Raw genomic sequence first — 25,430 nt, 5'->3', positions numbered from 1 at the left:
ATATAAATTTAAACCAATCCTAGCATAGAAATTTTTATTCTCATCAATGCAAAAAGTGAGGTTTTCACCTCACTTTCTGTTTTTGCTTCACCAACGTTGTTTTTCCTTCTTATAAATAGAAGGTCTATAGATAGAAGACGTTATGAATAAAAAGTCTCACCAGTTCCTGCGCGAGTTAGCAAACCATCACAAGGCGCAAATCTGTCGCCATATTTCTCGGCATGCTGATTCATCATTTCCACCAGTTTAGGCAGACCAATATGGTCCATATAGCGGAAAGGTCCACCTAAAAACGGCGGGAAACCAATGCCAAATATTGCGCCAATATCGCCATCTCTTGGACTACGAATGATGCCTTCATCTAAACAGCGTACTGCTTCATTTAACATCGGCAGCATGCAGCGCAATGATATTTCACTCTCCTTGAGGTGTGACTCTGGTTTCAAATTCAGTAGCTTATAGACTGATTTATCAACCTCTTTTTTCTTGCTGCCTTTGTAGATATAGAAGCCTTTGCCAGACTTACGACCTTTGCGGTTGTCGTTAAGCAACTTATCGAAAACCTCAGGGCCTTGGAAACGAGGGCCAAGTTCTTTAACCAATATCGGCATAATTTTCGCGCCAATATCGATACCGACTTCATCCAACAAGGTAATAGGTCCAACAGGGAAGCCTGCGTTCAGCAACGCAGTATCAATCTCTTCTATCGGCACACCTGCCATTAGAATTTGTGCTGACTCATTCATGTATGGAGCAAGAATACGGTTAACGTAAAAGCCTGCTTTATCTTTAACAACTATCGGCGTTTTACCCTGTTTGCGAGCAAGTGCCACTACAGTTGATACTGTTTCATCAGAAGTAGTTGCATGCGGTATCACCTCAACCAAAGGCATCTTTTCGACTGGGCTAAAGTAATGCAAACCAACCACATTTTCAGGACGAGCGGCTTTTTCAGCGATTTGATGAATCGGTAACGAGGATGTATTGGTCGCAAAAATTGTCGTTGGCTTAGCATGCGTTTCAATGTCTGAAACCATGGATTGCTTGAGTTCCAAGTCTTCAAACACCGCTTCTATCACCACGTCAGTCAAGTTGAACGCAGTAAAGTCAGTGCCTCCAGACAACTTCATCATCTCGTGCTGAACCTGAGCTTTGCTCAGAATGCGGCGCTTACGCTGCTTCTCGAACAATCCGTAGTTATATTTGAGCGCATTGAGCACTCCGTCATTCGAGACATCTTTAATGCGAACCGGCACTTTTGCTTTTGATGCGCTGACGTGGCTGATACCCGCGCCCATCAAACCACCACCTAATACACCCACTCGCTCGACTTTTCTTGGCTCAGCATCGCTACCGTTTTCTTTCTTCATTTCCGTAGTCGCAAAGAAGATAGAGCGCAGAGCTTTCGATTCGGACGTCATCACTAATTCACCAAATCTTTCCGCTTCTAACTGAAGCCCTGCTTTCATGCCTTTTTCTAAGCCATATTGAATGACTTCCAATATCGCTTTCGCCGCAGGATAGTTCCCGCGCGTCTTTTGTTCTGTCTTCTTAGACGCCTGTTCGAACACAAGCTTACGGCCAATATGAGTTCGCGATATCAGTCTTTCTTTCGTCGTCAGTTTGCCTTTGCTGCGCTTTTTACTCTTTTCATTCACAAAACGCTTTGCGACATCCAGTAACACACTGTTTGGTACGCAAGCATCAACAACACCTAGCTTTTTCGCTTTCGCTGCACGTAATTGTTTACCTGTAAGAATCAGATCTAGTGATGGCAGTAAGCCAATCAGTCGAGGCAAACGCTGTGTACCGCCAGATCCTGGAAGTAAACCCAACATCACTTCCGGCAAGCCCAAACGCGTTTTGTCATCATCACTACACACACGGTAATCACACGCTAAAGCGAGCTCTAAACCGCCACCCAAACATGGGCCATGAATCGCAGCGATAACAGGGAATGGGAGATCAGACAGTTGCTGGAACATCTGCTGACCTTGGGTCGCCAACTCCTGCGCTTCTTTTGCAGAAGTGCAAGAATCCAACATTCGAACATCGGCGCCGGCAATAAAGTTGTCTGGCTTCAAAGAGTGGATGATCAGACCTTTTACTTGATTCTTTGACTGATTCAGTTCCGTGAACACCTCTTGCATTTCCGCGGCAAACGCAGATTGCAGAGTATTCATTTTTTCTCCCGGAACATCGATGGCAAGCCAAGCAATACTGTCTTCATCAATTCTAAGATGGAACGCTTTCGACTCACTCATTACTCAACCTCCAAAATCATAGCTGCACCCAGTCCGCCTGCGGCACACGCCGTGTTCAATGCAAGACCACCACCACGGCGTTTTAACTCGCGAAGTGTTTGAGTGATCATCCGTGCCCCTGTCGCCGCAAATGGGTGACCATAGGCAATGGATCCACCAAGCACGTTAAATTTATCCATGTCCACTTCACCAATCGCTTGGCTGCGACCCAACACTTCTTGGGCAAATTTCTCGCTGGCAAACATTTTTAAGTTCGCCAAAGTCTGAGCGGCAAAAGCTTCGTGCATATCAATCAAGGTAAGATCAGAGAGCGTAATGCCAGCTCTGTCTAAAGCGATAGGTGTTGCATGGGATGGCCCCATAAGCATGTCTTGTTGAACACCAATAGCGGAAAACGCGTAAGAACGGATGTAACCCATGATCTCCAGCCCCAACTCTTTCGCTTTACCTTCACGCATCAAGATAATGGCTGCTGCGCCGTCAGTAAGAGGAGTACTGTTGGCTGCGGTTACTGTGCCATATTGACGGTCAAAGGCAGGGCGCAATTTGGCGTACCCTTCCAAAGTCGAATCATGGCGAATGTTGTTGTCTTGTTCGATCCACTTTCTATAAGGTTCAGGAAACGCTGTCATTACTTCGCCCTGAATTTTGCCTTCACTCCAAGCAGTTGAAGCGAGTGTATGTGAGCGATGTGCCAATGCATCTTGATCAGCGCGAGAAATCCCGTGGGTTTTTGCCATTTGCTCGGCGGTTTGTCCCATGGAAAGCCCAGTTGAATACTCCGCAACGGCTGGCGGTACAGGCATTAAGTCTTTGAGCGATAGTGATTTCAGTACTTTGAGTTTTTGGCCGATTGTTTTGGTTTTACTTAAAGCCAATAAACTCGCTGCTAAATTTCTTGAAACGCCAATTGGCAGTACCGATGAAGAATCCGCACCACCCGCAATACCGATGTCGATCGTGCCAGTCATAATACTTTCTGCAACGTTCACTGCTGATTGAAAGCTGGTTGCACATGCTCTCGTCACACTGTAAGCATCCGTATTAATATCCATACCGGTACCAAGTACAATTTCTCGCGCAATATTTGGCGCCGCTGGCATTTGAACAACTTGCCCAAACACAACCTGTTCGATCAACTTGGGATCGATATTCGTACGAGCAAGTAATTCACTTACCACCATCTTTCCAAGATCAACTGCGGGAACTTGGCTGAACTCTGTACTTTGACGTGCAAAAGGGGTTCTTAGACCTGCGACGATAGCGACACGTTCACCCGAACGCGTTTTGACTTCCTGTTTACCCATTACTTTTCCTTAGAATAAGAGGTCTGACCTGCTCATTGTAACGAGATTGTTAATACAATCAAACAAGCGTTTAGAAAACGTGATATCAGCAGCGAAACAAGTATTCCTGCTTAAGCTCTGCTAACCTTTATATCAGCTATATCAGCTATATCAGCTATATCAGCTATATCAGCTATATCAGCTTGTCTTGAATGGTCTAAAAGTGATTGAAGAGTGAGAAAGGAAATAAATATTTTCAAAAAGAGGAATTGAAAGCAAAAAAAAACCACACAAATCTGTGTGGTCGGAATATATAGTAAAACAATTAACTTACGCCAATTGAAAATAATCAGTTTCCTGATTAGGAGAAAGTAAAGTCAGCCTTCAAAAGGAAGTGTCATCTTGCTCAACATGCTAGTCACAAGGACTAACTAGATGACGTGAACAACTATAACTGCTCCTGAGCAATAGATTTTGAAATAGATCAATTTTAATGTGATTTATTGAGAAGAACGAAATTAATTTCGTCGAAAAGTTGTTTTGAGCATAATTTTCCACATCAATGCGAAAACATCGTTACTCAAAAGAGCCTGAATACCCATTTAAGTTGCTAAGTGCTCACCTTAGTTTCGAATTTGGAATGAATTGAAATATCACACTACGAAGCCATCGGAGACTCGAGTGTCAATAATTAAAATATTTGGAAAGAAATCGGCTAACCATCCGGTCAATAACGGTATGGATAGACAAAGAAAATACGAAGCGCTTGTGCGTGCTTATCACACCGATCTCTATCGTTACGCTTACTGGTTATGCAAAGACCAAAGTGTGGCTGAAGATTTGGTGCAAGAAACTTGCTTACGAGCGTGGAAATCACTCGAAAGCTTGCAAGATGAAAAAGCCGCTAAGTCTTGGCTCATTACAATACTGAGGCGAGAGAATGCGCGCCGCTTTGAGCGCAAACAGTTTGATTTAGTTGATATTGAGACACACGGAAATGAAGCAAAGGTTTCAGACGATGCTCACCACCAGAGAGAATGGTTGCAAAAACAGATCATGAAATTGGAAGATGAGTATCGCGAACCGCTGTTCTTACAGATCATTGGCGGTTTTAGCGGTGAAGAGATAAGCGAGATTCTCGAACTCAATCAAAATACCGTTATGACTCGCCTTTTCCGAGCTCGTAATCAATTAAAAGAAATGTTGGATTCTTCCGAAAACTTTAGAGGGCAGCAAAATGGATGATTTAGAATTTCGCCGCCGCGTCATGTCGGAACCGAAACAGAAAAACAGCGAATACGCTGGTGCATTATCCAAAGAGGCTAACCAAAAGTTCTTAGATGATGTGTTAAAGCTCGACGCACAAATCGCTGATGCGATGAAAGTTGATGTGCCTGAAGGGTTAGCCGACAGAATTTTGTTCAATCAAAGTTCACACGCGGATGATAATGTCACTACCGTTAACTTTGCTCGTAGAGCAATGGCAATGGCAGCATCTATCGCTTTTGTATTTGGCTTAATCGTAGGACAGGTCAACTGGGGGAAACTTATCGTTCCACCAGCACAAGCAAGTTTGGTTGATATCGCCATTAAACATGTGGTCGATGAAGAAGGCTTTGTGTCCAACATTGACGAACAAGTCAGCTCTAGACAGATCAATGCAAAGTTACAGCCTTTTGCCTATAAGTTCACCGAGAACTTCCCGTACCATGTTTATTACCTAAATCACTGTGGATTTGGCAAATCTAACGCTCTGCATATGGTTTTCCAAGGTGATAGTGGCAAAGTTACTTTGTTTCTCGCAGGTGTTCAGAGCGACATCAATGGACACTTTGATAAAGATGGAATGTCCGGAATGGTCGAGTCAGTCGGCGATAAAAGTCTGATTCTCGTCGGTAATAGTAGCGAAAACATACGTAAAATTGCAGACAATCTTCTTCCTTTACTTAGCCCTCAGAAATAGCCAACCTGAATAGACAATAAGCTCACAAACAATGTGGGCTTATTGCATTTTTAATAGAGTTAAAACTCTAATAAATCATTATTTCTTACAAATTCATGTCAGTTATCCACCATTTCTGCAATTTTCTCGTCCAATTAGACAATGGTCGGATTTCTATATTGTAGACTAGGTACTAGGATCAGCCCCAACTGAGCAATTGCTCAAAAAAGCCCACTAGAGGCTATACAAAAAAGGAAAAACACATGAACAAGACGCGTCTGTTTAAACGTTCACTATTAGCAGTAACAGTAACACTAGCTACGCAGCAAGCAATGGCTGCTGGCTTCCAGCTCAACGCTCAATCAGCAACGGGCCTAGGCCGTGCATTTGCTGGTGATGCCGTAATCGCAGATAACGCTTCAGTGATGGCGCGTAACCCTGCAGCAATGGCACTATTCGACAAAACTGAGTTATCCCTGGGTTTCGAGTCGATTACTACCATGATCGAAGTAAAAGATGCTAAATACTCAAGTCCTTTAGGTACATCAACTTCTATTGCAGACACTGATGATGTAGGTAGCACATCAGTAGCTCCCAATATCCATTTAATCGTACCTATAGATGAGAAGTTTGCGGTTGGCGTTAACGCATACACTAACTTCGGAACACGTACAGAATTTTCTAGCAGTTACACCGCTTCGGAATACGGCGGTGTTACAGATGTTAAGAGCATTAACTTCGGTTTGGCTGGTTCATATCGTTTAGATGAACAACTAAGCTTTGGTGCCGGTATAGATTTAATCTATGGTCAAGGTACTCTACAGCGCTATGCAAGTAGTTCATCAGCTGCGCTGGCTTCGTATAAACTTACAAACGGAGCATCGACTACTGCGGTTCCAGCTGGTACAGCTCTTGTTAATATCGATGGAGCCGATGGTTGGGCTGTTGGTTTCAACGTAGGTACTGTGTATGAACTAGATGAAAACAACCGTTTCGGTTTTGGCTATCACTATAGTCCAGACTTCAAAGCGAAAGATGACTATGGCCAAGAAATTACTTTGCCTCTTCCAGATATCGCAGAGTTCTCTGGTTTCCACAAAATCGAAGATACATCATTCGCAGTACATTATAGTGTGCAATGGATTGGTTGGTCATCATTCGACAAAATTGAAATGCGTAACCTAAAATCTGGTTCACTAGCTGGAACAAACTACGACAAACCATATGAATGGCAAGATGGCTGGCACTATTCACTGGGTGGTACTTACTACCTAAACAGCGACTGGACTCTACGTGCTGGTTATATGTATGACACAAGTGCTCAGGACTCAGTAACATCAATTTCAGTACCTGATTCAGACCGCCAATGGTTCTCAGCAGGCTTTACCTACGCTATTGACCAAGCATCTAACGTAGACTTTGGCTTTACGTATCTACTAGGTGACGATGTAGCTGTAACTGAGAATTCAGCAGGTACTACTTTGACAGCAACAACGCACGCTGATGCAATCTTAGTAGGCTTACAATACAGCCGTTCTTTCTAATCAATAGTTAGAAACAACACAATCGCTAAGGGGCTGGTTTACCAGCCCTTTTTTACACCTTTCCGAATAATCATTTTATTTTAAGCGCACAGCTGTGTCTTAAAACCCTCCTTACCCCCTACACGTGTACGCTGAAAATACATTCACGGAAAAAATTAAGCAGTCATATATCTTATATATGAAACTTTTTTGGAATTTTATTTTGTATATCAATTAAAAGTTGGTTTTCATTTTTCATGGCTGATTTTAGTTCTTAGACTTTACCGTTCAGTTTTTTCAAATTTCAGCGAACATAAAATTAAAATGAAAACAAATAAGACTCTCCTTACTCTAGCGGTGGCTGCTAGTTTGGCTAGCGTACCAACTCTTTCTCATGCAGCAGGTTTTCAACTTGCCGAATACTCAGCAACTGGCCTAGGCCGCGCCTACGCAGGTGAAGCCGCGATGGCAGATAATGCCAGCGCACAGTGGCGCAACCCTGCAATGCTTACTTACCTAGACGGTACTCAAATTTCAACGGGTGCAATTTATGTAAACCCAAATGTTGATGTACATGGTGATGTAACTTTAGGTGGCTCTTCAAGCAGAGCTGAAACGAATGACTATGCAAACGATGCTGTTATTCCTAACTTTTATCTCTCTCATCAAATCAATGAAAAACTAGTTGCCGGCCTTGCTCTAGGCACTAACTATGGTATGGAGACCGAACTCAGCTCTGACTTCGCAGCAAGTCACTTTGGTGATGAAGCGATGGTAAAAACCATGGAAGCGAATGCCAACCTTGGTTATCAATTGACAGACGCTGTTAGCATCGGTGGTGGTGTTAGCTACGTTATCGGTGAAGGCCACTTCGGTGCGAAAGCTCCTGCAACTAATGCTTACTCTTTGCCTCAAGGTACCACTCTTAAGTATATGGAAGGAGAAGATACTGCATGGGGCTGGCAAGCAGGTGCTGCATGGCAAATCAACCCGAGTAACCGTGTTGGTTTAACCTATAAATCAGAAGTGGATCTTAAGCTCTCTGGCACAGCAAAAATTTTCACTGGTACAACTGTATTCAATGACACGGGATACATGGTTCTAACCATGCCTGCAACAGCGGAAATTGCCAGCTTCCATCAAGTAACAGACAAACTTTCCTTACACGGCAGTATCAACTGGACTGACTGGAGCAGCTTCGAAAAACTTGAAGCTGAGTTAGACAAGTTAGGCACACAGATGGTTAAAGAAGAAAACTGGAAAGATAACTACCGTTTCGCTCTCGGCGCTACTTACCAGTTAGATTCAAAGCTTGCTCTACGTAGCGGTGTGGCTTACGACATGGGTGCGGTTAGTGATCAAAACCGAACGATTACGATTCCAGAAACAGACCGTATCTGGTTAAGCATTGGTGCAGGCTACGACGTTACCGAACAGTTCACTGTTGACGCAGGCTTTACTTATATCTTAGCTAAAGATGCATCAACCAAAGAATCTCGTGGTTATGAATCAGATGATAAAGCAGCAGCAGTTGGCGGCACATTCACAGGTCAAACGACTGGTAGTGTTTGGTTGTTAGGTGTTCAAGCGAGCTACCGTTTCTAACCACTAGTTCTAAAAAATATTGTTTATTCAATCAGGCCAGTGTTTATCACTGGCCTCTTTCTTTTAGGAACAATAGAAACTGTTCACTGGCCTCTTCTATTAAATCCAATACCAACTCAAAACCTTGATCTCCGCCGTAATACGGATCGGGAATCTCTTCATAGTTGGATTCACCGTGACTCAGAAATAACGACAATTTGTACTGCAATTGCTTAGGGCACATGAGCATAAGATCTTCCAAATTGTCATGATCGGCTGCCAGTATGTAGTCAAAATCCTCAAAATCTCTTTTGGTTACTTTACGTGCCAAAATTCCAGAAAATGAATAACCTCTTCGCTCTCCAGCGGCTCTCGCTCGTTTATCCGGAAGTGCTCCTTGGTGATAGCCCATCGTACCTGCCGAATCCACTTCAACATCTATACCTAGTTGTTCTGCCTTGTTTCTTAAAACCGCTTCTCCGGTTGGTGAACGACAAATATTCCCCATGCAAACCACTAAAATTTTTGTCATTGTAATTCCTTGTTTTTGGTCTGTGTTTACCAAAGCATCATTAAGTTATCATAGTCACTAGAATCCGATTGAAAAAGGAATTGTCATGTCTAGCGATGACGTAAAACAAGAGCGCCACAAAGCTCGCCAGCAAAAAGTGAAAGAACAGGTCGATGCGCGAGTCGCAGCCGCTCAGGAAGTTAAAGGGCTATTGTTGGTTATTACTGGTAATGGTAAGGGTAAGTCTACTTCCGGTTTTGGTACTATTGCCCGCGCTGTTGGACACAACAAAAAATGTGCTGTCGCACAGTTCATCAAAGGAACTTGGGATAATGGTGAACGTAACTTGCTTGAAAAGTTAGGCGTTGAATTCCAAATAATGGCAACTGGGTTCACCTGGGATACTCAGAATAAAAAGAGCGACACGGCTGCGGCGCAACTTGTATGGCAAGAGTGCAAGCGAATGCTAAAAGATGAATCTATCGATGTCATTCTGTTCGACGAACTAACCTACATGGTCAACTACGGCTACATAGATTTAGACGAAGTGGTTGAAGCGCTAAGCCAGCGTCCACACATGCAGTCTGTCATTATTACTGGGCGCGCAGCACACCGAACCTTAATTGAAATGGCAGATACGGTTTCCGAAGTAAAGAACACCAAACACGCATTTGAAGCAGGTGTTAAAGCTCTGCAAGGTATCGACTGGTAAAGCTCTAGTTGAAGTCATTTTCTTCATATAAAAGAAAGCGAGCGGACATTACATCAGCTCGCTTTTTTGTTTCTTAGAAGAATAAAACCTAGTTAAACAGACCTTTCAGTAAGCTATCAACCGCTTTCTTAGTATCTTCGTCCTTGATCTTGTCGCTCAATTTCTCGATACCTCGGTCTACTTCTTTTTTCGCTTTCTGTTTGAGTACATCATCAAACACAAGTTTGTATTTAGGCTCTGACCATTTCCCTGAGATGTTGACCGGAATCGTCACATCGCGCAGCTCATCAACATCTTTACCGCCTTGGCCTTTCAAAGAACCCACAACTGAAGTGCTGAGTGTAAAGTCTACCGTTTCATCTAAATAGTTCGCTTTACCCTGCCCTCTGATGCGAAGAGCTGGTGACTGCATATGCAGATCATCGGTCGTGACATTGCCCTTATCGAGTTTGAGCGTTGCTGTCATCGCACTGAAATCGGTTTTCTTAACATGGTCCGCTTGAGTGACATCACCGCCGGTTATTTTTGCATAGTTCGTGCGTAGTAAGTGGGCAACGTTGATACCATTGACAGCGCCATCAGCGAAGTTGATTGCAACAGTACCAACAAGGTTCTTTTGGATACCTGTAGGCGTTAAGCTTTTACCCTGTGCGTTAACTTCTATATTGCCCGTGCCTTCAAGCATATCGTTATCAAGCACATCCATCAGCATAGGTTGTACCTTCACACCTTTAACTGATTTCTTCACCGTATAAGTGGCAGGTGTTTTTCTGGTATCCACTAGCGCTGATGCGGAAACTGAACCTTGATACAAGTTGGCAGTAAAGGATTTCAGTGTCACCAAACCTCGGTTCACGACAACATCCGCTTTCACGTTCTGCATTTTTGCATTGTTCGCTTTTAGCTTATCGATAGTAATGTCGCCAGCAACGTCGAGTGTTTGCAATGCAGATAGATCAGGCTCCACCTCTTGTTTGCTTGTGGTTGCAGGTTTGGTCTCTGTCGACGCAGGCTTCTCAGAAGCCGTTTCTGAAGAACTTGCTGCAACCGCTTTCTCGTTACCAAGGAAGGCATCCACATCAATATCTGGGCTATGCAGGCTGAATCTTACTTTCGGAATATCCGCTAACACCACATCGAGTTTGCCGTCAAACTGCAATGCGTTAGCCGTTAACTTCTCAAGAACGACATTGAGCGTGTTTTTGCTGATATCAAAAGCAATATCCGATTGCATGCCAACCTTCATCGGTGACTGAGGTAAAGCTGCGCCCTGCAGATTTGCTTCCAGAGTAAATCCGTTTGCCGCGACTTTAGTGATCTCTTTATTCACCACTAGCGAGCTAGAGCCTTTCGCCTCTAACATCATATCTGCAGCTTTACCTTTTACAGAAAACTCTAACGCATTTGGTTTATCAAAATCGAATGTCGCCAGCGCTAACTTTGCAGACTCAATGTTGTTTGCTTGGTCGCTAAAGCTTGCGTCCACGTTGATATTGCGTAACGCATATTGCGCAAAATCACTCGACAGTTTGACTTCAGCATTGCCTGAAGCTGCAAAGTTCTGCGGATTGTTTTTTTGCTGCTCATTGCGTCCTTTTGCAGCGAAGCTCACTAAGGTCCACTTCTCTGCTTCGAACTCGTCCACTTTTAACTGAACATCGTAGAGTTTGGTTTGCGTTCCTGCTTTACGATCCTGAATATCCAACAACGCATTGTTGACAGTGACGCCAGCCAGTTGAATAGTCCAATCCTGAACACCGCCGGTTTGCTCTGGAGTTGGCGAAGGACTTTTGCTTTCTGCTGGTGCTTGCGTGCCAGCAACTTCTTGTGAGGTTTTCGCTTTAGTCAAACTGTCTAAGTTCGTTCGACCATCTTTCAATGTTTCTAAATAAATTTCAGCACCATCAAGCTGAACATTGCCAATAACGAGTTGTTTATCCAACAAAGGCATCACGGAGACATCCACCCCAACGTTGTCCACTTTGAACATATTTGGGTTAGCGAATCCCTGCGGGTTGTTCAGTTCGGTTTTGCCAATTTCAAAGCCAATTGAAGGGAAGAATTTCCAGCCAATGTCGCCTTCAATCATTAAATCTAATCCGGTTTGTTTCTTCGTTTGTTCAACAATTAAAGGCTTGAACTGGTTTGGGTTCACGAATAAAACAAGTGCTGCAACTGCGCCTAAAACGACGACCAAAAGTACAGCAACCAAGAGCAACAGTTTTTTCATCTGTTTAATCCTTGCTTGAAAACATCAACACCTGTGATTAACCGATGATTTTCAATCAATTAATCAATGATATAGATATAAAAAAAGTGACACTTAAAGTGCCACTTTTCAGTTAAAAAATAAAGTCGGCTAATGCCAAGCATTAGTCAAAATTACGATTTTAGCAATTTCGCAATGTGTGCTTTTAACACATCGATCGCGATACGGTTTTTACCGCCACGAGGTACGATGATGTCAGCATATTGTTTTGACGGTTCAATAAACTGGAGGAACATAGGGCGAACCGTTTTTTGATATTGCTTCAGCACTGAATCCATTGTGCGACCACGATCTTCTACATCACGCTTCACGCGGCGCAGCAAACAGATATCTAATGGAGTATCCATAAATACCGTTACTTGCATAAGCTCACGTAGACGTGGGTCAGTCAACAGCAGAATACCTTCTAAAATGATGACTTTTTTAGGTGTCATTGTGGTGGTGTTAGCGGTACGAGTATGCTCTGTGTAGCTATACTCTGGTACTTCAACAGCGTGACCGTTCATTAACTGTGTTAAGTGTTCACACAGTAAATCATGATCCAATGCACTTGGGTGATCGTAATTCGTTTTAACACGCTCTTCCATGCTCAGATGGCTTTGGTCTTTGTAATAGCAATCTTCCGTAATCACACCTATTTGGTGGTCACCAACTTTCGCACTCAGTTCATTGTAAATTGTGCTGGCTATAAGACTTTTACCAGAAGCTGATGCGCCGGCGATACCAACGATGACGCATTGATTATTATCAGACATGTATGTGCACTCGATACGTGTATTTTGGGAATTAAGTTAAACCGCCTGATTATAGGGAGTTAAAAAGGGTTATACCAGTTTGCATTCACGTTAAATGACAGTAATTTCTGATGTTGAACAATAAAAAGTCAGAGTAAACGATTACATCTACCCTGACTCAGTGACCATTCATTTCGATCGTCTTTTAAATCTCAGAAAATGACCAAACTTACTCAACCATGGTAAACATGATTGACTCAGGTTTCGCCTTTCCTTGCCAGTACATCGATGCGCAAACACGTTCAGCCAGTTGAATATAAACAGCGGCATGCTCACTGTCTGGGCGAGCGGCGACCGTTGGTTTACCAGCATCAATATCTTCGCGCATGCTGATGTGGAGCGGAATTTGAGCAAGCAGTGACAAGCCGAACTCGTTCGCTAGCGCCTGTGCACCACCATGACCAAAGATATGTTCTTTCTCACCACAATGACTACAGATGTGATAGCTCATGTTCTCAACCATGCCAATCACAGGCACATCTACTTTCTCAAACATTGCCGCACCTTTACGAGCATCCGCCAACGCCAGATCTTGAGGCGTCGTGACGATAAGTGCTCCGGTCACTGGTATTTGCTGAGAAAGCGTCAACTGGATGTCACCCGTACCCGGTGGCATATCAATAACCAGATAATCCAGTTCAGGCCACTCTGTCTCAGTAAGAAGCTGAGCCAATGCTTTTGATGCCATTGGACCACGCCAGATAGTCGCGTCTGATTTATCCACCAGATAACCGATAGAATGAGTGTAAATGCCATGTGCAGATATCGGTTGCATCCATTTGTTGTCACGAACTTCTGGTTTTGCATCCAACTGCCCCAGCATCATAGGCACTGAAGGACCATAAATATCAGCATCAAGCAAACCAACTTTCGCACCACATTTTGCAATCGCTAATGCAAGGTTGACCGCCGTAGTTGACTTACCTACCCCGCCTTTAGCAGATGTAACGGCAATAATGTTTTTCACGCCACGCACTTCTGAAGCGACGTGAGTCTCCAGTGCTTTAGGACTAACAGCAACATCATAGTGGAAAGAAGGGACTTCACCTGACTGCTGCTGTTGGGCAATCCAGCTTGAAAGTTCTTCAGGCAAAGAGAGTGCGGCAAAAGGGAGTGTTATCTTAAAGCCTTGAGCTTCCACTGAAACAATATTTGGTTGCGAAGCCCAATCTTGAATAAGAAAAGGATGCTGAAATTGGTTTAACCAATCACAAAAATCTTGCTTTGAACTGAATTGACGCATAGGTCCTCCTTATATACCTAAGTAACCTCAAGATACTGGTTCAGCGAGAATTTATTCGCTCTTAGGCAAGGCATTGATTTGAAGACATAGTTATTCTACGTAGAAAATCAGTAACGCAGTATAAGAGCGAATAAAACTCGCCCTTCGGGAGCTCATCAACGAGTCCATTCCGGCGCTCAATAACGTTGAAAGGGAATGACCATTCCAGCCGTTATTAACCTTGGCTTGAACTCGTTGATGAAGCTCTGAATCCTGTATCTTGAAGTCACTTAGGTATACGCCCTATGCTACCACCAGCTAAGCCTGTACAGAACCCCGAAAAAACTAAGGCAATCACACCTTTGACACCTTGGAGTTAGATGGCTCATGGGGTAGTATTACCCATCAAAATTTTTATACCTATCAAGAAAGCGAATATTAAGTATGGCAAACGATCCAAGACTCTCTACCGCAAGGAAATTGCTGGTAACTTGTGCCCTTCCTTACGCTAACGGTTCAATCCACTTAGGTCACATGCTTGAACATATCCAAGCTGACATCTGGGTTCGCTACCAGCGTCTACGCGGCAACACTGTAAACTTCATCTGTGCTGACGATGCCCACGGCACGCCAATTATGCTTAAAGCTCAACAGATGGGTATGACACCAGAAGAGATGATCGCCGCTGTTAGTGAAGAGCACCAAAAAGACTTCGCTGGCTTTGATATCAGCTTTGACAACTACCACAGCACGCACTCTGATGAGAACCGTGAGCTGGCTTCACACATCTATCTAGAACTGAAAAAGAATGGCTTTATCTCTAGCCGTACTATTTCTCAGCTTTTCGATCCTGAGAAAGAGATGTTCTTGCCAGACCGTTTCGTAAAAGGTACTTGCCCTAAGTGTAAGTCAGAAGATCAATACGGCGACAACTGTGATGCATGTGGTGAGACATACAGCCCAACAGAGCTAATCAATCCGAAATCTGCAGTCTCTGGCGCTACGCCAATCATGAAAGATTCTGAGCACTTCTTCTTCGACCTGCCTCAGTTTGAAAGCATGCTAAAAGAGTGGACTCGTTCTGGTTCTCTTCAAGCTGAAACTGCAAACAAGATGCAAGAGTGGTTTGAGTCTGGTCTGCAACAGTGGGATATCTCACGCGATGCACCTTACTTCGGTTTTGAAATTCCGGGCGAAAAAGATAAATTCTTCTACGTTTGGCTAGACGCACCGATCGGCTATATGGGTTCATTCAAAAACCTATGTAACAAGCGTGATGACCTAGATTTCGACGAATACTGGAACAAAGACAGTAAGACAGAACTTTACCACTTCATCGGTAAAGACATCGTTTACTTCCACAGCCTATTCTGGCCAGCGATGCTAGAAGGTTCTGGTTTCCGTAAGCCAAACAACGTTTTCGTTCACGGCTATGTAACCGTTAACGGCGCGAAGATGTCTAAATCTAAAGGTACTTTCATCAAAGCGAGTACTTACCTAGAACATTTAGATCCTGAGTGTCTACGTTACTATTACGCTGCGAAACTAAACAGTCGTATCGATGACCTAGACCTGAACCTTGAAGACTTCACTCAACGTGTTAACGCTGACGTAGTAAACAAGATCGTGAACCTTGCTTCTCGTAACGCAGGTTTCATCGCTAAGCGTTTTAATGGCAAGCTTTCAGACAACTTTGTTGAACCTGAGCTTTATAACGAGTTCGTAGCAGCCGCTGACCGCATTGCAGAGCAATTCGAAGCTCGTGAGTTTGGTCGCGCAATCCGTGAAATCACGGCACTGGCAGACAAAGCAAACCAATACGTAGATGAAAAAGCACCTTGGGTTGTGGCAAAACAAGAAGGTCAAGATCAAGAACTGCAAGATATCTGTTCAGTGGGTATCAACCTGTTCCGCGTGCTGATGACTTACCTGAAACCTGTCATGCCTGAACTCTCAGCGCGTACAGAAGCATTCCTAAACCAAGATTTGACTTGGGAAGGTATCGCTACTCCGCTAACTGGCCATGAAATCACAGCGTTTAAGGCACTGTTCAACCGTATCGATCCTAAGAACATCGAAGCGATGGTCGAAGCGTCGAAAGAAGACGCAGCCGCTGAAGTAGCTGCGAAACAAAAAGCAGAAGCGGCACAAGCAACTGAACTAAGCAAAGATCCGATTGCAGAAGAAATCGAATTTGACGACTTTGCAAAAATTGACCTGCGTATCGCCAAAATCGTTTCATGCGAAGCTGTGCCAAAAGCCGACAAACTACTGAAATTCCAATTGGATATCGGTGGTGAAATGCGCCAAGTATTCTCAGGCATCAAAGCTGCTTACAAACCAGAAGACTTAGTGGGTAAGCTAACGGTTGTCGTTGCAAACCTTAAGCCTCGTAAGATGAAGTTCGGTATGTCCGAAGGCATGATCCTCGCTGCTGGCCCTGGTGGCAGCGAACTATGGATCCTTGAGCCACACGAAGGCGCTCAGCCTGGCATGCGTGTGATGTAATCACTCAGAAAATCAGCTTTAAGAAAGCCCTAACGTAATAAACGTTGGGGCTTTTTTTTATGAACCAGTTCACACTTTTAGTTCAACTTGCACTTCCATGGTGCGTAATTCCAATCAATAAAAACCTAACCAATTGATTTAAAAAACAATATACCTTGGCATTAAAGCTGCAATTCCTTTTGTAAATAATAAAATCCTTTCACTGGTTGACGCACAGTTACAGCTGTTACGTCTCAACGATAAGGTAGCAACAAGGAGTTGGTTATGTTTGTCATTGTCTCAATGCTGATCTCTATCGGCATACTTGGTTTGATGTTCTACTTTTCTAAGCAAAGGGAATCGACTTTGCAGCGCAAGTACGAACTTCTGATCGATCTTCGCCAACTGTTATATTTAAGCCGACAGCACCGCAGTGCTACCCATCATGCACTGATGTTCGGAGAGAAAAGAGAAGCAGAGCTTAGTCATTTGCAGGATTTACTGCATGAGAAATCGAACCATCTGATTTCAACATCGCATTTCGATAACAAACCTATGTATCGAGTACTGCAACTTAAATTGAAAGCTCTGATGAATAACTGGCAGGACAGAAGCATTGCACGCAACCAAATGATGCACGGCAAAGCTATTCGACACTGTATGTTTTTGATGGACGAAGTAATGTTGGCTTGGTTGGTAGAGTCAAGCCGAGAGGATTTGAGTGATGAGTACCATATGAATTGGCAGCAAGTGATTGACTCTATGGATACTCTAACCCAGCTACGTATTTCAATTGAAGATATGCATACTCAAGATGGTTCAGCGCGTTTGCGTCATTACTGTGACCTATTACGCCGCAAACTGAATCAATTGGCGTTGATCAGCCCGTTGTCCATTGCATCACCGGCCTGTTCAAAAGCAATGCATATACTAAGCGAGCTGCACGAGAATCCAGCCTTTGATATTCCTCAGGAGCAGCTATATCAACTGACTTCAGATGTCTCGCTGAGCATTGCGCACGTTTATGACCAAATGCTGGCGGATGTCAGTGAGAGTCTTTACATCCCTTTGCCTAAACTGGTCGTCGCTTAATAAACGAAAACGCCATACTGCGAACAGTATGGCGTTTAAATTCAAGCATTCTCTACGCAGTTAAGCTGCGAATAAAGAGAATTAAAGCATCTTACGAGCAGCTTCTACGACCACTTTGATTGAACGAGCTTCTGTCTCTTTCAAAGTTGCATGATCTGGAATTTCTTTTTGAGTACGGTTGATGATAACACCAGCGACACAACCTGCTTTCAAACCAGAACTTGCACACATAGTAAGCAGAGTTGCTGATTCCATTTCAAAGTTTAGTACGCCCATTTCCTGCCATTCTTTCATTGAACCTTGGAAACGCTTAACAACACGACCTGTGAATGTGTCATAACGTTCTTGGCCAGGGTAGAAAGTATCGCTTGAAGCAGTAATGCCCATGTGAACTGTCGCTCCGCTCTCTTCCGCTGCTTGTTTCATCGCAATGGCAACATCAAAATCAGGAACAGCTGGGAACTCCATTGGAGCAAAGTGAAGGCTTGCGCCATCAAGACGAACAGAACCAGTGGTTACAATCATGTCACCAACATTAACGTGTGGTTGAATTGCACCTGTTGTGCCTACACGCAAGAAGCTACGAACACCTAGCTGAGCTAACTCTTCTACAGCAATAGAAGTTGAAGGGCCACCGATACCAGTAGAACAAACTACAACCGACTTGCCATCAAGCTCTGCGCGATAAAGCGTGTATTCACGGTGGCTTGCAAGAAATACTGGGTTATCCATTAACTCTGCAATTTTTTGTACACGCGCTGGATCACCAGGAATGATCGCTAACGTTGCGCCATTAAGATCAGCTTCGGTAACACCAAGGTGGAATACTGCTTGAGACATAGGTTGCTCCTTCATGCGGCTTATTCAGCTCATAAATATAAATAGGTACAGGACAACTTTAGCTCAGTATTAAAAGCCATAGAGTGATAAGAGTCACATCATTAAAAGCAATATGGGTATCTGTTTCACATTTAAGTGACACATATCACTCGTTATCTAATAAATGGCTAATATGTGCGCTGATGGGAAAACTCAAAAGCACAGCGCTTAACTGTGCTTTGGGGAGAGAAAATCACATTGATGGTATGGAATGAGTAGGTTGCTTTTTAAACTTGATGTTTAAAACAATTGGCTAAGTTTTTACCTATTGCTCTTAACACATCACGCCGCGTAATAATCCCTACCAGCTTGCCATTATCAATAACAGGGTAAACTTTAGGCTTTCCGACTTTCATCATATCGGCCAACTCAATGATCGACATTTCCGGAGAGACAGAGAGCACTTCTTTATACATGCAGTCACTGACAATATGTGTGTCCTGACAGAAGTAACTCACTTTGACCAGTTTATCGAGCAAGTCCTGTTCTGAAAGGAAGCCAATTACGCGTTCTTTATCATCAATAACAGGCCCACCCAAGTGATCGGAACGAATCACTTTATCGAGCGCAGCAGACAAAGGCATATCAGGAGTAAAGGTCACCGCTTTAACGGTCATGTAATCTTTTACTTTTAGTGAATCCATTTCAGTCTCCTTAGGTTCCTTATTTAAAGGTAGCTGTTAATCTAAGTGTTGACTAATTTCTTGATTTTACTAAATGGGATTCACCAATTTTTTGATTGTTGCAACCTGTGACTATGTAAAAATCTCTATCGTTCTTACCTTTGGAACAGCGATAACTCTACTTCACCCAACGCTGAGCAGCTTTGGCATCTGAATCTCTTGAATCAATCCAGCGAGTGCCATCGGTTGTGCGCTCCTTTTTCCAAAAAGGGGCTTTGGTCTTTAAATAGTCCATGACAAATTCACACGCTTCAAAAGAAGCCGAGCGATGAGCGCTGCTAACACCGACGAAGACAACTTGATCGCCGATATCTAAATCACCAATACGGTGAATTAATCTCAACTGCAATAATGGCCAGCGTGATTTCGCTTCATCACAGATTTCGTTAAGAGATTTCTCCGTCATACCCGGATAATGCTCTAAATGCAGCCCTGTCACATGGTCACCTAAGTTCATGTCACGAACTTTACCTATGAAAGTCACGACCGCACCCGCATCTGTACCCGATGAAAGCGCTTCATACTCTTGAGCGACACTGAAATCGTCTACCTGAACCGATACATAGCTGTTCATATTAACCTCCAGTTACCGGTGGGAAGAAAGCCACTTCATCGCCATCTTTAAGTTCAGATTCCATCGGTACAATTGATTGGTTAACCGCAGCCAACAATTTGCCGGATTCTAATGCCAGCGCCCATTTGTCCGATTGAGCCGCAAGATGTGCTCGCAATGCTTCAACCGAATCAAACTCATGCTCAAGTGACAAACCATCGCAGTCCACTAATTCTCTTGTTTGGGCAAAAAACAAAACACTAATCATACATCTACCTTAAAATGACCCGATTTACCGCCCGTCTTCTCTAACAAGCGAATTTGCCCGATTACCATATCTTTCTGCACCGCTTTACACATGTCGTAAATCGTCAGTGCTGCAACTGAAGCCGCGGTTAGCGCTTCCATTTCAACACCGGTTTTGCCAGCGAGTTTACATACTGATTCGATACGAACCTTGTTTTCCGATTCAATCGCTTCTAGCTGAACTTCGACTTTTGAAAGCAATAACGGGTGACAAAGCGGAATTAAATCCCATGTTTTCTTTGCTGCTTGAATTCCGGCAATACGCGCAGTGGCAAACACATCACCTTTATGGTGCTGACCTGATACGATTAGTTGCAGCGTTTCTGGTGCCATGTGAACAAAAGCTTCTGCGCGCGCTTCTCTTACCGTTTCTGCCTTTGCAGAAACATCAACCATGTTTGCTTCGCCAGAAGCGTTAATGTGAGTGAATTGAGTCATTGTCCCTCACTCTTATAGATGCGGCATAAAGTTACATGGACGATGGCTGGCATCTAACTGCTGTTTGATGATCTTCGTCCAGCCAGTACGGCAAGCACCTGTTGAGCCAGGCATCGCAAAAATAACCGTATGGTTTGCGAAACCAGCCACAGCGCGAGACTGAATAGTAGAAGTGCCAATTTCTTCATAAGAAACCATGCGGAACAGCTCTCCGAAACCTTCTACTTCTTTATCAAACAAAGGCTTTAACGCTTCAGGGGTGCTATCGCGCGAAGTAAAGCCAGTACCACCTGTGATTAATACCGCCTGAACCTTTTCATCCGCAATCCACCTTGAAACCACTGCACGAATTTTGTACATATCGTCAATAACGATTTGCTTGTCTGCTAGGTGATGCCCTGCTTCCTGAAGCTGCTCAGCAAGGTAGCGACCTGAAGTATCATTTTCTTCTGTACGTGTATCTGAAACGGTTAACACTGCGATGTTCGCTGGTTGAAATTTGCTTTCTGCGTGACCCATTTGTTCACCTTAATTCAATTATTATTCGTTAATTTAAATCTGATTAACCATGATGATTTCTGGCCTTCGAAATGGCCTTAACCACCAATAGACGCTAAATGCGGAGTCATGCCTGTATTTCCTTCCTGAAGAAAATGGCTGACGGATTTGTTCTGTAGCTGCATTTGAATACGTTCGATCAACTCGGCTTCCTGTGCGTCTTCCTGAAGCAAATCTCTGAGCTCAAGCCCTTGTTCGCCAAACAGACAAAGATGCAGTTTGCCCAAAGCAGAAACTCTTAGCCGATTGCAACTCTCACAGAAGTTCTTTTCGTAAGGCATGATAAGGCCAATTTCGCCCTGATAATCTGCATGCACAAAGACCTGAGCGGGACCATCATTGTTTTCTCTTGCTTTTAGAATCCAGCCATTGGCAATAAGCTGATTACGGATTGTGACTCCAGAGATATGATGTTTAGCAAACAAATCGTCCATTTCACCCGTTTGCATCAGTTCGATAAAACGCAACTGAATTGGACGGTGTTTGATCCATTCAAGAAACAAAGGAAGTTCGTGGTGGTTGCGGTCTTTCATCAACACCACATTTACTTTAACTTGTTCATAGCCGACTTCGAACGCGCGGTCGATGCCCGCCATGACTTGATGAAAGCGGTTTTCACCCGTGATTTGATGAAACATTCTCGGGTCTAAACTATCGACGCTAACATTGATATGCGTGAGGCCTGCGTCTTTCCAATCTGCAACCCCCTTTTCCATCCGGTAACCGTTGGTTGTGGTGGCTATTTTCTTAATATTTGAGTTATCAGCAACCAAGCGGATGATATCGGTAAAATCTTTACGTAATGTAGGCTCACCACCGGTAATACGTATTTTGGATGTACCACAATCAGCGAAAGCATTCACCACGCGACGGATTTCAGGAAGGGTTAAAAAAGATGAGTTTTTGCTCCCCGAAGGTTTATAACCATCAGGCAGGCAATAAGTACATTTGAAGTTACAAACATCGGTAACTGACAGACGTAAATAATAAAATTTACGCTGGAATTTATCTTCGAATTGTTGCGCCACGGAACACCTTTCCAAATACGGGAGGCATAAACATTTCCACTTATGCCCTCGTGACAATATGCCACTGGCTTCTTAACCATATCACTATCAATAGTTTCAAGTAACTTAGATGAAAAAGCTCGGAGTTATGGCAGCCGGCTAGAAAGCTAAACACTTATCTAATCAGCGACTACTGGCTGTAAAATACTGAAAAACGCATCATCTTTCTAGTAAATCAGTTGCAAAAGAAAACCAAAGTCCTAATTTACCTCTAAATAAGTATATGTCGTTTTCAATATCCTATACATTCTAGTACACCCAAGCCTCTTGGGGTTGTTGATGGGCGGTACATCCACAACTCAACTTCCATCGGCTAAGGTTTTATCAAATATTAGAAGAATAAAGATGATGAACTTATACAAAGATAAAAAAGTGGTCGCTATTGGCGGCGGCCACGGTTTAGGACGAATTTTGGCAGCGTTAAAGCATTTCGGCTCTAATGCAACAGGTATTGTTACCACAACGGACAACGGCGGTTCGACCGGGCGAATTCGCCACTGCCAAGGCGGAATTGCCTGGGGTGATACGCGTAACTGTATTAACCAGTTGATTACCGACCCTTCCATCAGCTCGATGATGTTTGAATACCGCTTTAAAGGCAGTGGTGAGCTTGATGGTCACAACCTCGGAAACCTGATGCTAACGGCACTGGATAACCTCTCAGTTCGTCCACTAGACGCAATCAATCTTATCCGCACCATGCTGAAAGTTGATGTGAACATTATTCCTATGTCAGAACATCCATCCGATCTCACCGCACTAGCAACAAACGGCAAATGGGTAACGGGTGAAACCAGCGTAGATGAGATGGAAGACGACTTATTGCGACTCGACCTAGAGCCAAAGGTAGCGGCAACTTTCGAGGGTGTAGAGGCGATTGCGGCAGCCGATGCCATTATTCTTGGTCCCGGCAGTTTTCTTACCAGCATAATGCCACCACTACTTTTGCCTAAAATCGGTCAAGCGATTTTTGACAACCAAAAGGCAAAGGTGATTTTTATTGAGAACTTATCTCCAGAATACGGTCCTGCGGGTCGTATGACCCTGAAACAGAAGCTGGAATGGTGCGAACGCGCTTGTAAAAATCGTAAGATTGATGTGGTGATCGGCCCGAAAGAACACCCAGATTTAAAAGACAATTGGAACTGCGTGACTCGCGATTTGGCATCACCAAACCGCGATTGGCGTCATGATCGAGACAAGTTGCGCCTTGCAATTGAAGAGCAGTTGAACAGTTAATTAGCTGACTGGGTTTATGGTTCACCACTGCGGCTACGATTGTTGGTCGCAGTGGTGCTAACGAACTACCTATAATCGGTGACAACTAACAATCACTGATTAGTCACAGTTGCTCGTGACAATTAACTGCTGATAGTAGCCGTGAGTCTGGTTAAGAATATCCACCATGTTCGCGGTTTCTACCTCTTCATCAAATTGCTCACCCAATTTTGCCTTAGCGTCAATATCGACAGCCTTTGCACAGAGTCTATCTGCACCAAAACTCGCCGCACTGCTCTTTAATGCATGGCTGATATCTTTAAGGTATTGAGCTTTATCAACTACCTCATTGCTGGTTAAACTTTGCTGATAGGCTATTAGCTCACCAAGAAAAATTTCAAGGAGCATTGGTACGTTCTCTTCACCAATTTCTCTTGCTAATTTCTCTATCTTGCTTTGGTTTAACACGTCCATAATTATCGACTTTCCTTCTCTTTCTCATTCCACGTTTGTAGTTTTCTGTAGAGCGTTGAAGGGCTGACATCCAAATAGCCTGCCGCTTTTGGAATGTTGCCATCGCAAGCTTCTATCGCTTTTTCGATCGCCTGTTTTTCTGTCATCCAAAGAGGAAAAATTTCATGCACGGTGATAGGGCCGCCCATCGGCATGTCAACGGGTTCAGCACGCTCCTGAGGTAAGTTCAACGGTGGAGGCAGCATATCTTGAGTGATCTCGTTACCCTCATTTAGAACCACTACATTACGCAATACGTTCTGTAACTGACGGACATTACCCGGCCACTCATAACGCTTAAAGCGCTCTACCACTTCAGGAGACAAACGAACAAAACCTTTGCCTTCTTCTTTAGACATATAACCCAACAGCGAATAAGCGATTTCTATGACGTCATCGCTGCGTTCACGCAAAGGCGGCAGATGTAATGGGATAACATAGAGACGATAGTATAAGTCTTCCCTAAAACGCCCTTCCTGCACTTCTTTCCATGGATCACGGTTGGTTGCACAAACGAATCGTACATCCACGCTTTTCATCTTAGAAGAACCGACTTTTTGAAATGTGCCCGTCTGAATAAAGCGCAGCAGTTTTGTTTGCAAATCTAGATCCATCTCGCATAACTCATCGAGAAAAAGAGTTCCACCATCTGCCAATTCAGCCGCGCCTTGTCGGTCAGCTGCGGCACCTGTAAAGGCACCTTTCACGTGACCAAACAACTCACTTTCAATCAAGTCTTTAGGAATCGCAGCACAGTTAATAGCGATAAACGGTTTGTCACCGCGTTTACTCGCCGCATGAATCGCCTCTGCACACACTTCTTTACCTGTACCACTTTCTCCGGTAATAAAAATGCTGGCTTTACTGGTCGCGGCTGAGTCTATGGTGCGATAAACCGCCTGCATAGTCTGACTACTTCCGATAAAGCCCTGATAATTCTGATTATTAAGACCATCAGCATCATTTTTTAGCTTACTGGCTTTACGAATAGCGTTGTTCACGGTGACACGCAGTCGATCCGCTTCACAAGGCTTAATCAAGAAGTCCTGAGCCCCGTAGCGCATTGCTTCAACCGCAGTATCAATCGAACCATGCGCAGTCATGAAAATGACTGGTACATCGGGTGATTTCTGTTTTACGGCATGCAAAACGTCCATCCCAGTCATATCTGGTAATCGAAGGTCAAGAAGAATTAAGTCAGGCTCACGTGCGGCAATGCTTTCTATTGCTTCGCGCCCCGTCCCTACTATGTTGATGTCTATTTCAAGTGGAGTGAGATAAGAACGATACAATGCCGCTACAGACACCGTATCTTCCACCATCAATAAGTATTTTGCTTTTTGTGGTGTGTAATTATGTTGCATAACCTAGCCATTTATTTTTGCATTTTGCTTCATGATTGCATTAGAAGTTGCATTTTGCAAATAAACAGAGGATAAACCATACAACCAGTATGAGAATTGAACAAATTTGGTGTTTTATACTTGGCACGCTAAATGCTTGGTACTAATTGACCCTAACGGGTCACC

At 43.8% G+C, this 25,430-nt stretch carries 23 protein-coding genes and 1 riboswitch; of the genes, 8 read left to right on the top strand and 15 right to left on the bottom strand.

The genetic code is table 11. The annotated features are described in order from the left end of the window. Nucleotides 1–140: 140 nt before the first annotated feature. Complete coding sequence (gene fadJ / locus ACRQQK_RS02915; RefSeq protein ID WP_457509987.1) at nucleotides 141–2,264, bottom strand: fatty acid oxidation complex subunit alpha FadJ; 2,124 nt, start codon at nucleotides 2,262–2,264, stop codon at nucleotides 141–143. Further along, complete coding sequence (fadI, locus tag ACRQQK_RS02910) at nucleotides 2,264–3,571, bottom strand: acetyl-CoA C-acyltransferase FadI (protein ID WP_457509986.1); 1,308 nt, start codon at nucleotides 3,569–3,571, stop codon at nucleotides 2,264–2,266. The genes fadJ and fadI overlap by 1 nt, the downstream gene beginning before the upstream one ends. 660 nt (nucleotides 3,572–4,231) lie before the next feature. Here fadI and ACRQQK_RS02905 point away from each other — a divergent pair. The 4 genes from ACRQQK_RS02905 to ACRQQK_RS02890 all read left to right on the top strand — a co-directional run bounded on the left by ACRQQK_RS02905 (nucleotide 4,232) and on the right by ACRQQK_RS02890 (nucleotide 8,620). Then, complete coding sequence (locus ACRQQK_RS02905; protein WP_042486160.1) at nucleotides 4,232–4,795, top strand: sigma-70 family RNA polymerase sigma factor; 564 nt, start codon at nucleotides 4,232–4,234, stop codon at nucleotides 4,793–4,795. Then, complete coding sequence (locus tag ACRQQK_RS02900) at nucleotides 4,788–5,513, top strand: DUF3379 family protein (protein ID WP_457509985.1); 726 nt, start codon at nucleotides 4,788–4,790, stop codon at nucleotides 5,511–5,513. Before ACRQQK_RS02905 ends, ACRQQK_RS02900 begins: the two co-directional genes overlap by 8 nt. Nucleotides 5,514–5,755: 242 nt before the next feature. After that, nucleotides 5,756–7,036, top strand: a complete 1,281-nt coding sequence (locus tag ACRQQK_RS02895; RefSeq protein WP_102940148.1) for an outer membrane protein transport protein — start codon at nucleotides 5,756–5,758, stop codon at nucleotides 7,034–7,036. A gap of 303 nt (nucleotides 7,037–7,339) precedes the next feature. Then, nucleotides 7,340–8,620: an outer membrane protein transport protein gene (locus ACRQQK_RS02890; protein WP_457509984.1), complete on the top strand. Its 1,281-nt coding sequence runs from the start codon at nucleotides 7,340–7,342 to the stop codon at nucleotides 8,618–8,620. Between the two features lie 46 nt (nucleotides 8,621–8,666). Here ACRQQK_RS02890 and ACRQQK_RS02885 read toward each other — a convergent pair whose 3' ends face one another. Next, nucleotides 8,667–9,131: a low molecular weight protein-tyrosine-phosphatase gene (locus ACRQQK_RS02885; RefSeq protein WP_457509983.1), complete on the bottom strand. Its 465-nt coding sequence runs from the start codon at nucleotides 9,129–9,131 to the stop codon at nucleotides 8,667–8,669. An 85-nt stretch (nucleotides 9,132–9,216) separates the two neighbouring features. On the opposite strand from ACRQQK_RS02885, the gene cobO reads away from it, so the two are divergent. Continuing rightward, nucleotides 9,217–9,822 (top strand): cob(I)yrinic acid a,c-diamide adenosyltransferase, encoded by a 606-nt coding sequence (gene cobO / locus ACRQQK_RS02880; protein WP_457509982.1) that lies wholly within the window; start codon nucleotides 9,217–9,219, stop codon nucleotides 9,820–9,822. Nucleotides 9,823–9,910: 88 nt separating this feature from the next. On the opposite strand, the gene ACRQQK_RS02875 is transcribed toward cobO, so the two are convergent. The 3 genes from ACRQQK_RS02875 to apbC all read right to left on the bottom strand — a co-directional run bounded on the left by ACRQQK_RS02875 (nucleotide 9,911) and on the right by apbC (nucleotide 14,128). After that, a complete protein-coding gene (locus ACRQQK_RS02875; RefSeq protein WP_457509981.1) occupies nucleotides 9,911–12,052 on the bottom strand; it encodes an AsmA family protein in 2,142 nt (713 codons plus the stop codon). 152 nt (nucleotides 12,053–12,204) lie between these two features. Continuing rightward, complete coding sequence (gene udk, locus ACRQQK_RS02870; protein WP_042486176.1) at nucleotides 12,205–12,846, bottom strand: uridine kinase; 642 nt, start codon at nucleotides 12,844–12,846, stop codon at nucleotides 12,205–12,207. Nucleotides 12,847–13,054: 208 nt separating this feature from the next. After that, nucleotides 13,055–14,128: an iron-sulfur cluster carrier protein ApbC gene (gene apbC, locus ACRQQK_RS02865; protein ID WP_457509980.1), complete on the bottom strand. Its 1,074-nt coding sequence runs from the start codon at nucleotides 14,126–14,128 to the stop codon at nucleotides 13,055–13,057. A gap of 423 nt (nucleotides 14,129–14,551) precedes the next feature. Here apbC and metG point away from each other — a divergent pair, with 423 nt between their 5' ends. Continuing rightward, complete coding sequence (gene metG, locus ACRQQK_RS02860; protein ID WP_457509979.1) at nucleotides 14,552–16,615, top strand: methionine--tRNA ligase; 2,064 nt, start codon at nucleotides 14,552–14,554, stop codon at nucleotides 16,613–16,615. A gap of 264 nt (nucleotides 16,616–16,879) precedes the next feature. Then, nucleotides 16,880–17,686: a hypothetical protein gene (locus ACRQQK_RS02855; protein ID WP_457509978.1), complete on the top strand. Its 807-nt coding sequence runs from the start codon at nucleotides 16,880–16,882 to the stop codon at nucleotides 17,684–17,686. Nucleotides 17,687–17,767: 81 nt separating this feature from the next. Here the strand turns inward: ACRQQK_RS02855 and udp are convergent, their stop codons facing one another. The 7 genes from udp to moaA all read right to left on the bottom strand — a co-directional run bounded on the left by udp (nucleotide 17,768) and on the right by moaA (nucleotide 22,131). Beyond that, nucleotides 17,768–18,526, bottom strand: coding sequence for a uridine phosphorylase (udp, locus tag ACRQQK_RS02850; protein ID WP_042486185.1), 759 nt, complete (start codon nucleotides 18,524–18,526; stop codon nucleotides 17,768–17,770). A gap of 266 nt (nucleotides 18,527–18,792) precedes the next feature. After that, entirely contained in the window at nucleotides 18,793–19,209 is a 417-nt protein-coding gene (locus ACRQQK_RS02845; RefSeq protein ID WP_042486187.1) for a CBS domain-containing protein, read from the bottom strand. A 157-nt stretch (nucleotides 19,210–19,366) separates the two neighbouring features. Continuing rightward, nucleotides 19,367–19,822, bottom strand: a complete 456-nt coding sequence (gene moaE, locus ACRQQK_RS02840; protein ID WP_269349408.1) for a molybdopterin synthase catalytic subunit MoaE — start codon at nucleotides 19,820–19,822, stop codon at nucleotides 19,367–19,369. A 1-nt stretch (nucleotide 19,823) separates the two neighbouring features. After that, nucleotides 19,824–20,069 (bottom strand): molybdopterin synthase sulfur carrier subunit, encoded by a 246-nt coding sequence (gene moaD / locus ACRQQK_RS02835; RefSeq protein ID WP_457509977.1) that lies wholly within the window; start codon nucleotides 20,067–20,069, stop codon nucleotides 19,824–19,826. Continuing rightward, complete coding sequence (moaC, locus tag ACRQQK_RS02830) at nucleotides 20,066–20,545, bottom strand: cyclic pyranopterin monophosphate synthase MoaC (RefSeq protein WP_102962741.1); 480 nt, start codon at nucleotides 20,543–20,545, stop codon at nucleotides 20,066–20,068. Before moaC ends, moaD begins: the two co-directional genes overlap by 4 nt. 12 nt (nucleotides 20,546–20,557) lie before the next feature. Further along, nucleotides 20,558–21,064, bottom strand: a complete 507-nt coding sequence (gene moaB / locus ACRQQK_RS02825; protein WP_457509976.1) for a molybdenum cofactor biosynthesis protein B — start codon at nucleotides 21,062–21,064, stop codon at nucleotides 20,558–20,560. Between the two features lie 77 nt (nucleotides 21,065–21,141). Beyond that, nucleotides 21,142–22,131: a GTP 3',8-cyclase MoaA gene (gene moaA / locus ACRQQK_RS02820; RefSeq protein WP_457509975.1), complete on the bottom strand. Its 990-nt coding sequence runs from the start codon at nucleotides 22,129–22,131 to the stop codon at nucleotides 21,142–21,144. Further along, a riboswitch (molybdenum cofactor riboswitch) is annotated at nucleotides 22,119–22,268 on the bottom strand. It overlaps the preceding gene by 13 nt. Nucleotides 22,269–22,518: 250 nt before the next feature. Here moaA and yvcK point away from each other — a divergent pair. Continuing rightward, nucleotides 22,519–23,409: a uridine diphosphate-N-acetylglucosamine-binding protein YvcK gene (gene yvcK / locus ACRQQK_RS02815; RefSeq protein ID WP_457510001.1), complete on the top strand. Its 891-nt coding sequence runs from the start codon at nucleotides 22,519–22,521 to the stop codon at nucleotides 23,407–23,409. Between the two features lie 99 nt (nucleotides 23,410–23,508). Here yvcK and luxU read toward each other — a convergent pair whose 3' ends face one another. Both luxU and luxO read right to left on the bottom strand, forming a co-directional pair. After that, nucleotides 23,509–23,862 carry a quorum-sensing phosphorelay protein LuxU gene (gene luxU / locus ACRQQK_RS02810; protein ID WP_457509974.1) on the bottom strand — a complete coding sequence of 118 codons (354 nt, stop codon included), beginning with the start codon at nucleotides 23,860–23,862 and terminating at the stop codon, nucleotides 23,509–23,511. A gap of 2 nt (nucleotides 23,863–23,864) precedes the next feature. After that, nucleotides 23,865–25,265 carry a quorum-sensing sigma-54 dependent transcriptional regulator LuxO gene (gene luxO, locus ACRQQK_RS02805; RefSeq protein ID WP_457509973.1) on the bottom strand — a complete coding sequence of 467 codons (1,401 nt, stop codon included), beginning with the start codon at nucleotides 25,263–25,265 and terminating at the stop codon, nucleotides 23,865–23,867. Nucleotides 25,266–25,430 lie beyond the last annotated feature (165 nt).

This window comes from Vibrio sp. C8 (assembly GCF_054051265.1).
The sequence above is the reverse complement of the archived record's forward strand: the minus strand, read 5'-3'. Positions and strand labels throughout refer to the sequence as shown.

What these genes read in the sequence shown, in the direction of transcription:
- moaE (WP_269349408.1), bottom strand. Translation starts at nt 19,822, where the DNA reads ATGAACAGCTATGTATCGGTTCAGGTAGACGATTTCAGTGTCGCTCAA.
- ACRQQK_RS02885 (WP_457509983.1), bottom strand. Translation starts at nt 9,131, where the DNA reads ATGACAAAAATTTTAGTGGTTTGCATGGGGAATATTTGTCGTTCACCA.
- moaB (WP_457509976.1), bottom strand. Translation starts at nt 21,064, where the DNA reads ATGGGTCACGCAGAAAGCAAATTTCAACCAGCGAACATCGCAGTGTTA.
- ACRQQK_RS02875 (WP_457509981.1), bottom strand. Translation starts at nt 12,052, where the DNA reads ATGAAAAAACTGTTGCTCTTGGTTGCTGTACTTTTGGTCGTCGTTTTA.
- ACRQQK_RS02845 (WP_042486187.1), bottom strand. Translation starts at nt 19,209, where the DNA reads ATGGATTCACTAAAAGTAAAAGATTACATGACCGTTAAAGCGGTGACC.
- luxO (WP_457509973.1), bottom strand. Translation starts at nt 25,265, where the DNA reads ATGCAACATAATTACACACCACAAAAAGCAAAATACTTATTGATGGTG.
- ACRQQK_RS02900 (WP_457509985.1), top strand. Translation starts at nt 4,788, where the DNA reads ATGGATGATTTAGAATTTCGCCGCCGCGTCATGTCGGAACCGAAACAG.
- fadJ (WP_457509987.1), bottom strand. Translation starts at nt 2,264, where the DNA reads ATGAGTGAGTCGAAAGCGTTCCATCTTAGAATTGATGAAGACAGTATT.
- ACRQQK_RS02890 (WP_457509984.1), top strand. Translation starts at nt 7,340, where the DNA reads ATGAAAACAAATAAGACTCTCCTTACTCTAGCGGTGGCTGCTAGTTTG.
- ACRQQK_RS02895 (WP_102940148.1), top strand. Translation starts at nt 5,756, where the DNA reads ATGAACAAGACGCGTCTGTTTAAACGTTCACTATTAGCAGTAACAGTA.
- metG (WP_457509979.1), top strand. Translation starts at nt 14,552, where the DNA reads ATGGCAAACGATCCAAGACTCTCTACCGCAAGGAAATTGCTGGTAACT.
- udp (WP_042486185.1), bottom strand. Translation starts at nt 18,526, where the DNA reads ATGTCTCAAGCAGTATTCCACCTTGGTGTTACCGAAGCTGATCTTAAT.
- apbC (WP_457509980.1), bottom strand. Translation starts at nt 14,128, where the DNA reads ATGCGTCAATTCAGTTCAAAGCAAGATTTTTGTGATTGGTTAAACCAA.
- cobO (WP_457509982.1), top strand. Translation starts at nt 9,217, where the DNA reads ATGTCTAGCGATGACGTAAAACAAGAGCGCCACAAAGCTCGCCAGCAA.
- yvcK (WP_457510001.1), top strand. Translation starts at nt 22,519, where the DNA reads ATGAACTTATACAAAGATAAAAAAGTGGTCGCTATTGGCGGCGGCCAC.
- moaD (WP_457509977.1), bottom strand. Translation starts at nt 20,069, where the DNA reads ATGATTAGTGTTTTGTTTTTTGCCCAAACAAGAGAATTAGTGGACTGC.
- udk (WP_042486176.1), bottom strand. Translation starts at nt 12,846, where the DNA reads ATGTCTGATAATAATCAATGCGTCATCGTTGGTATCGCCGGCGCATCA.
- fadI (WP_457509986.1), bottom strand. Translation starts at nt 3,571, where the DNA reads ATGGGTAAACAGGAAGTCAAAACGCGTTCGGGTGAACGTGTCGCTATC.
- luxU (WP_457509974.1), bottom strand. Translation starts at nt 23,862, where the DNA reads ATGGACGTGTTAAACCAAAGCAAGATAGAGAAATTAGCAAGAGAAATT.
- moaC (WP_102962741.1), bottom strand. Translation starts at nt 20,545, where the DNA reads ATGACTCAATTCACTCACATTAACGCTTCTGGCGAAGCAAACATGGTT.
- ACRQQK_RS02855 (WP_457509978.1), top strand. Translation starts at nt 16,880, where the DNA reads ATGTTTGTCATTGTCTCAATGCTGATCTCTATCGGCATACTTGGTTTG.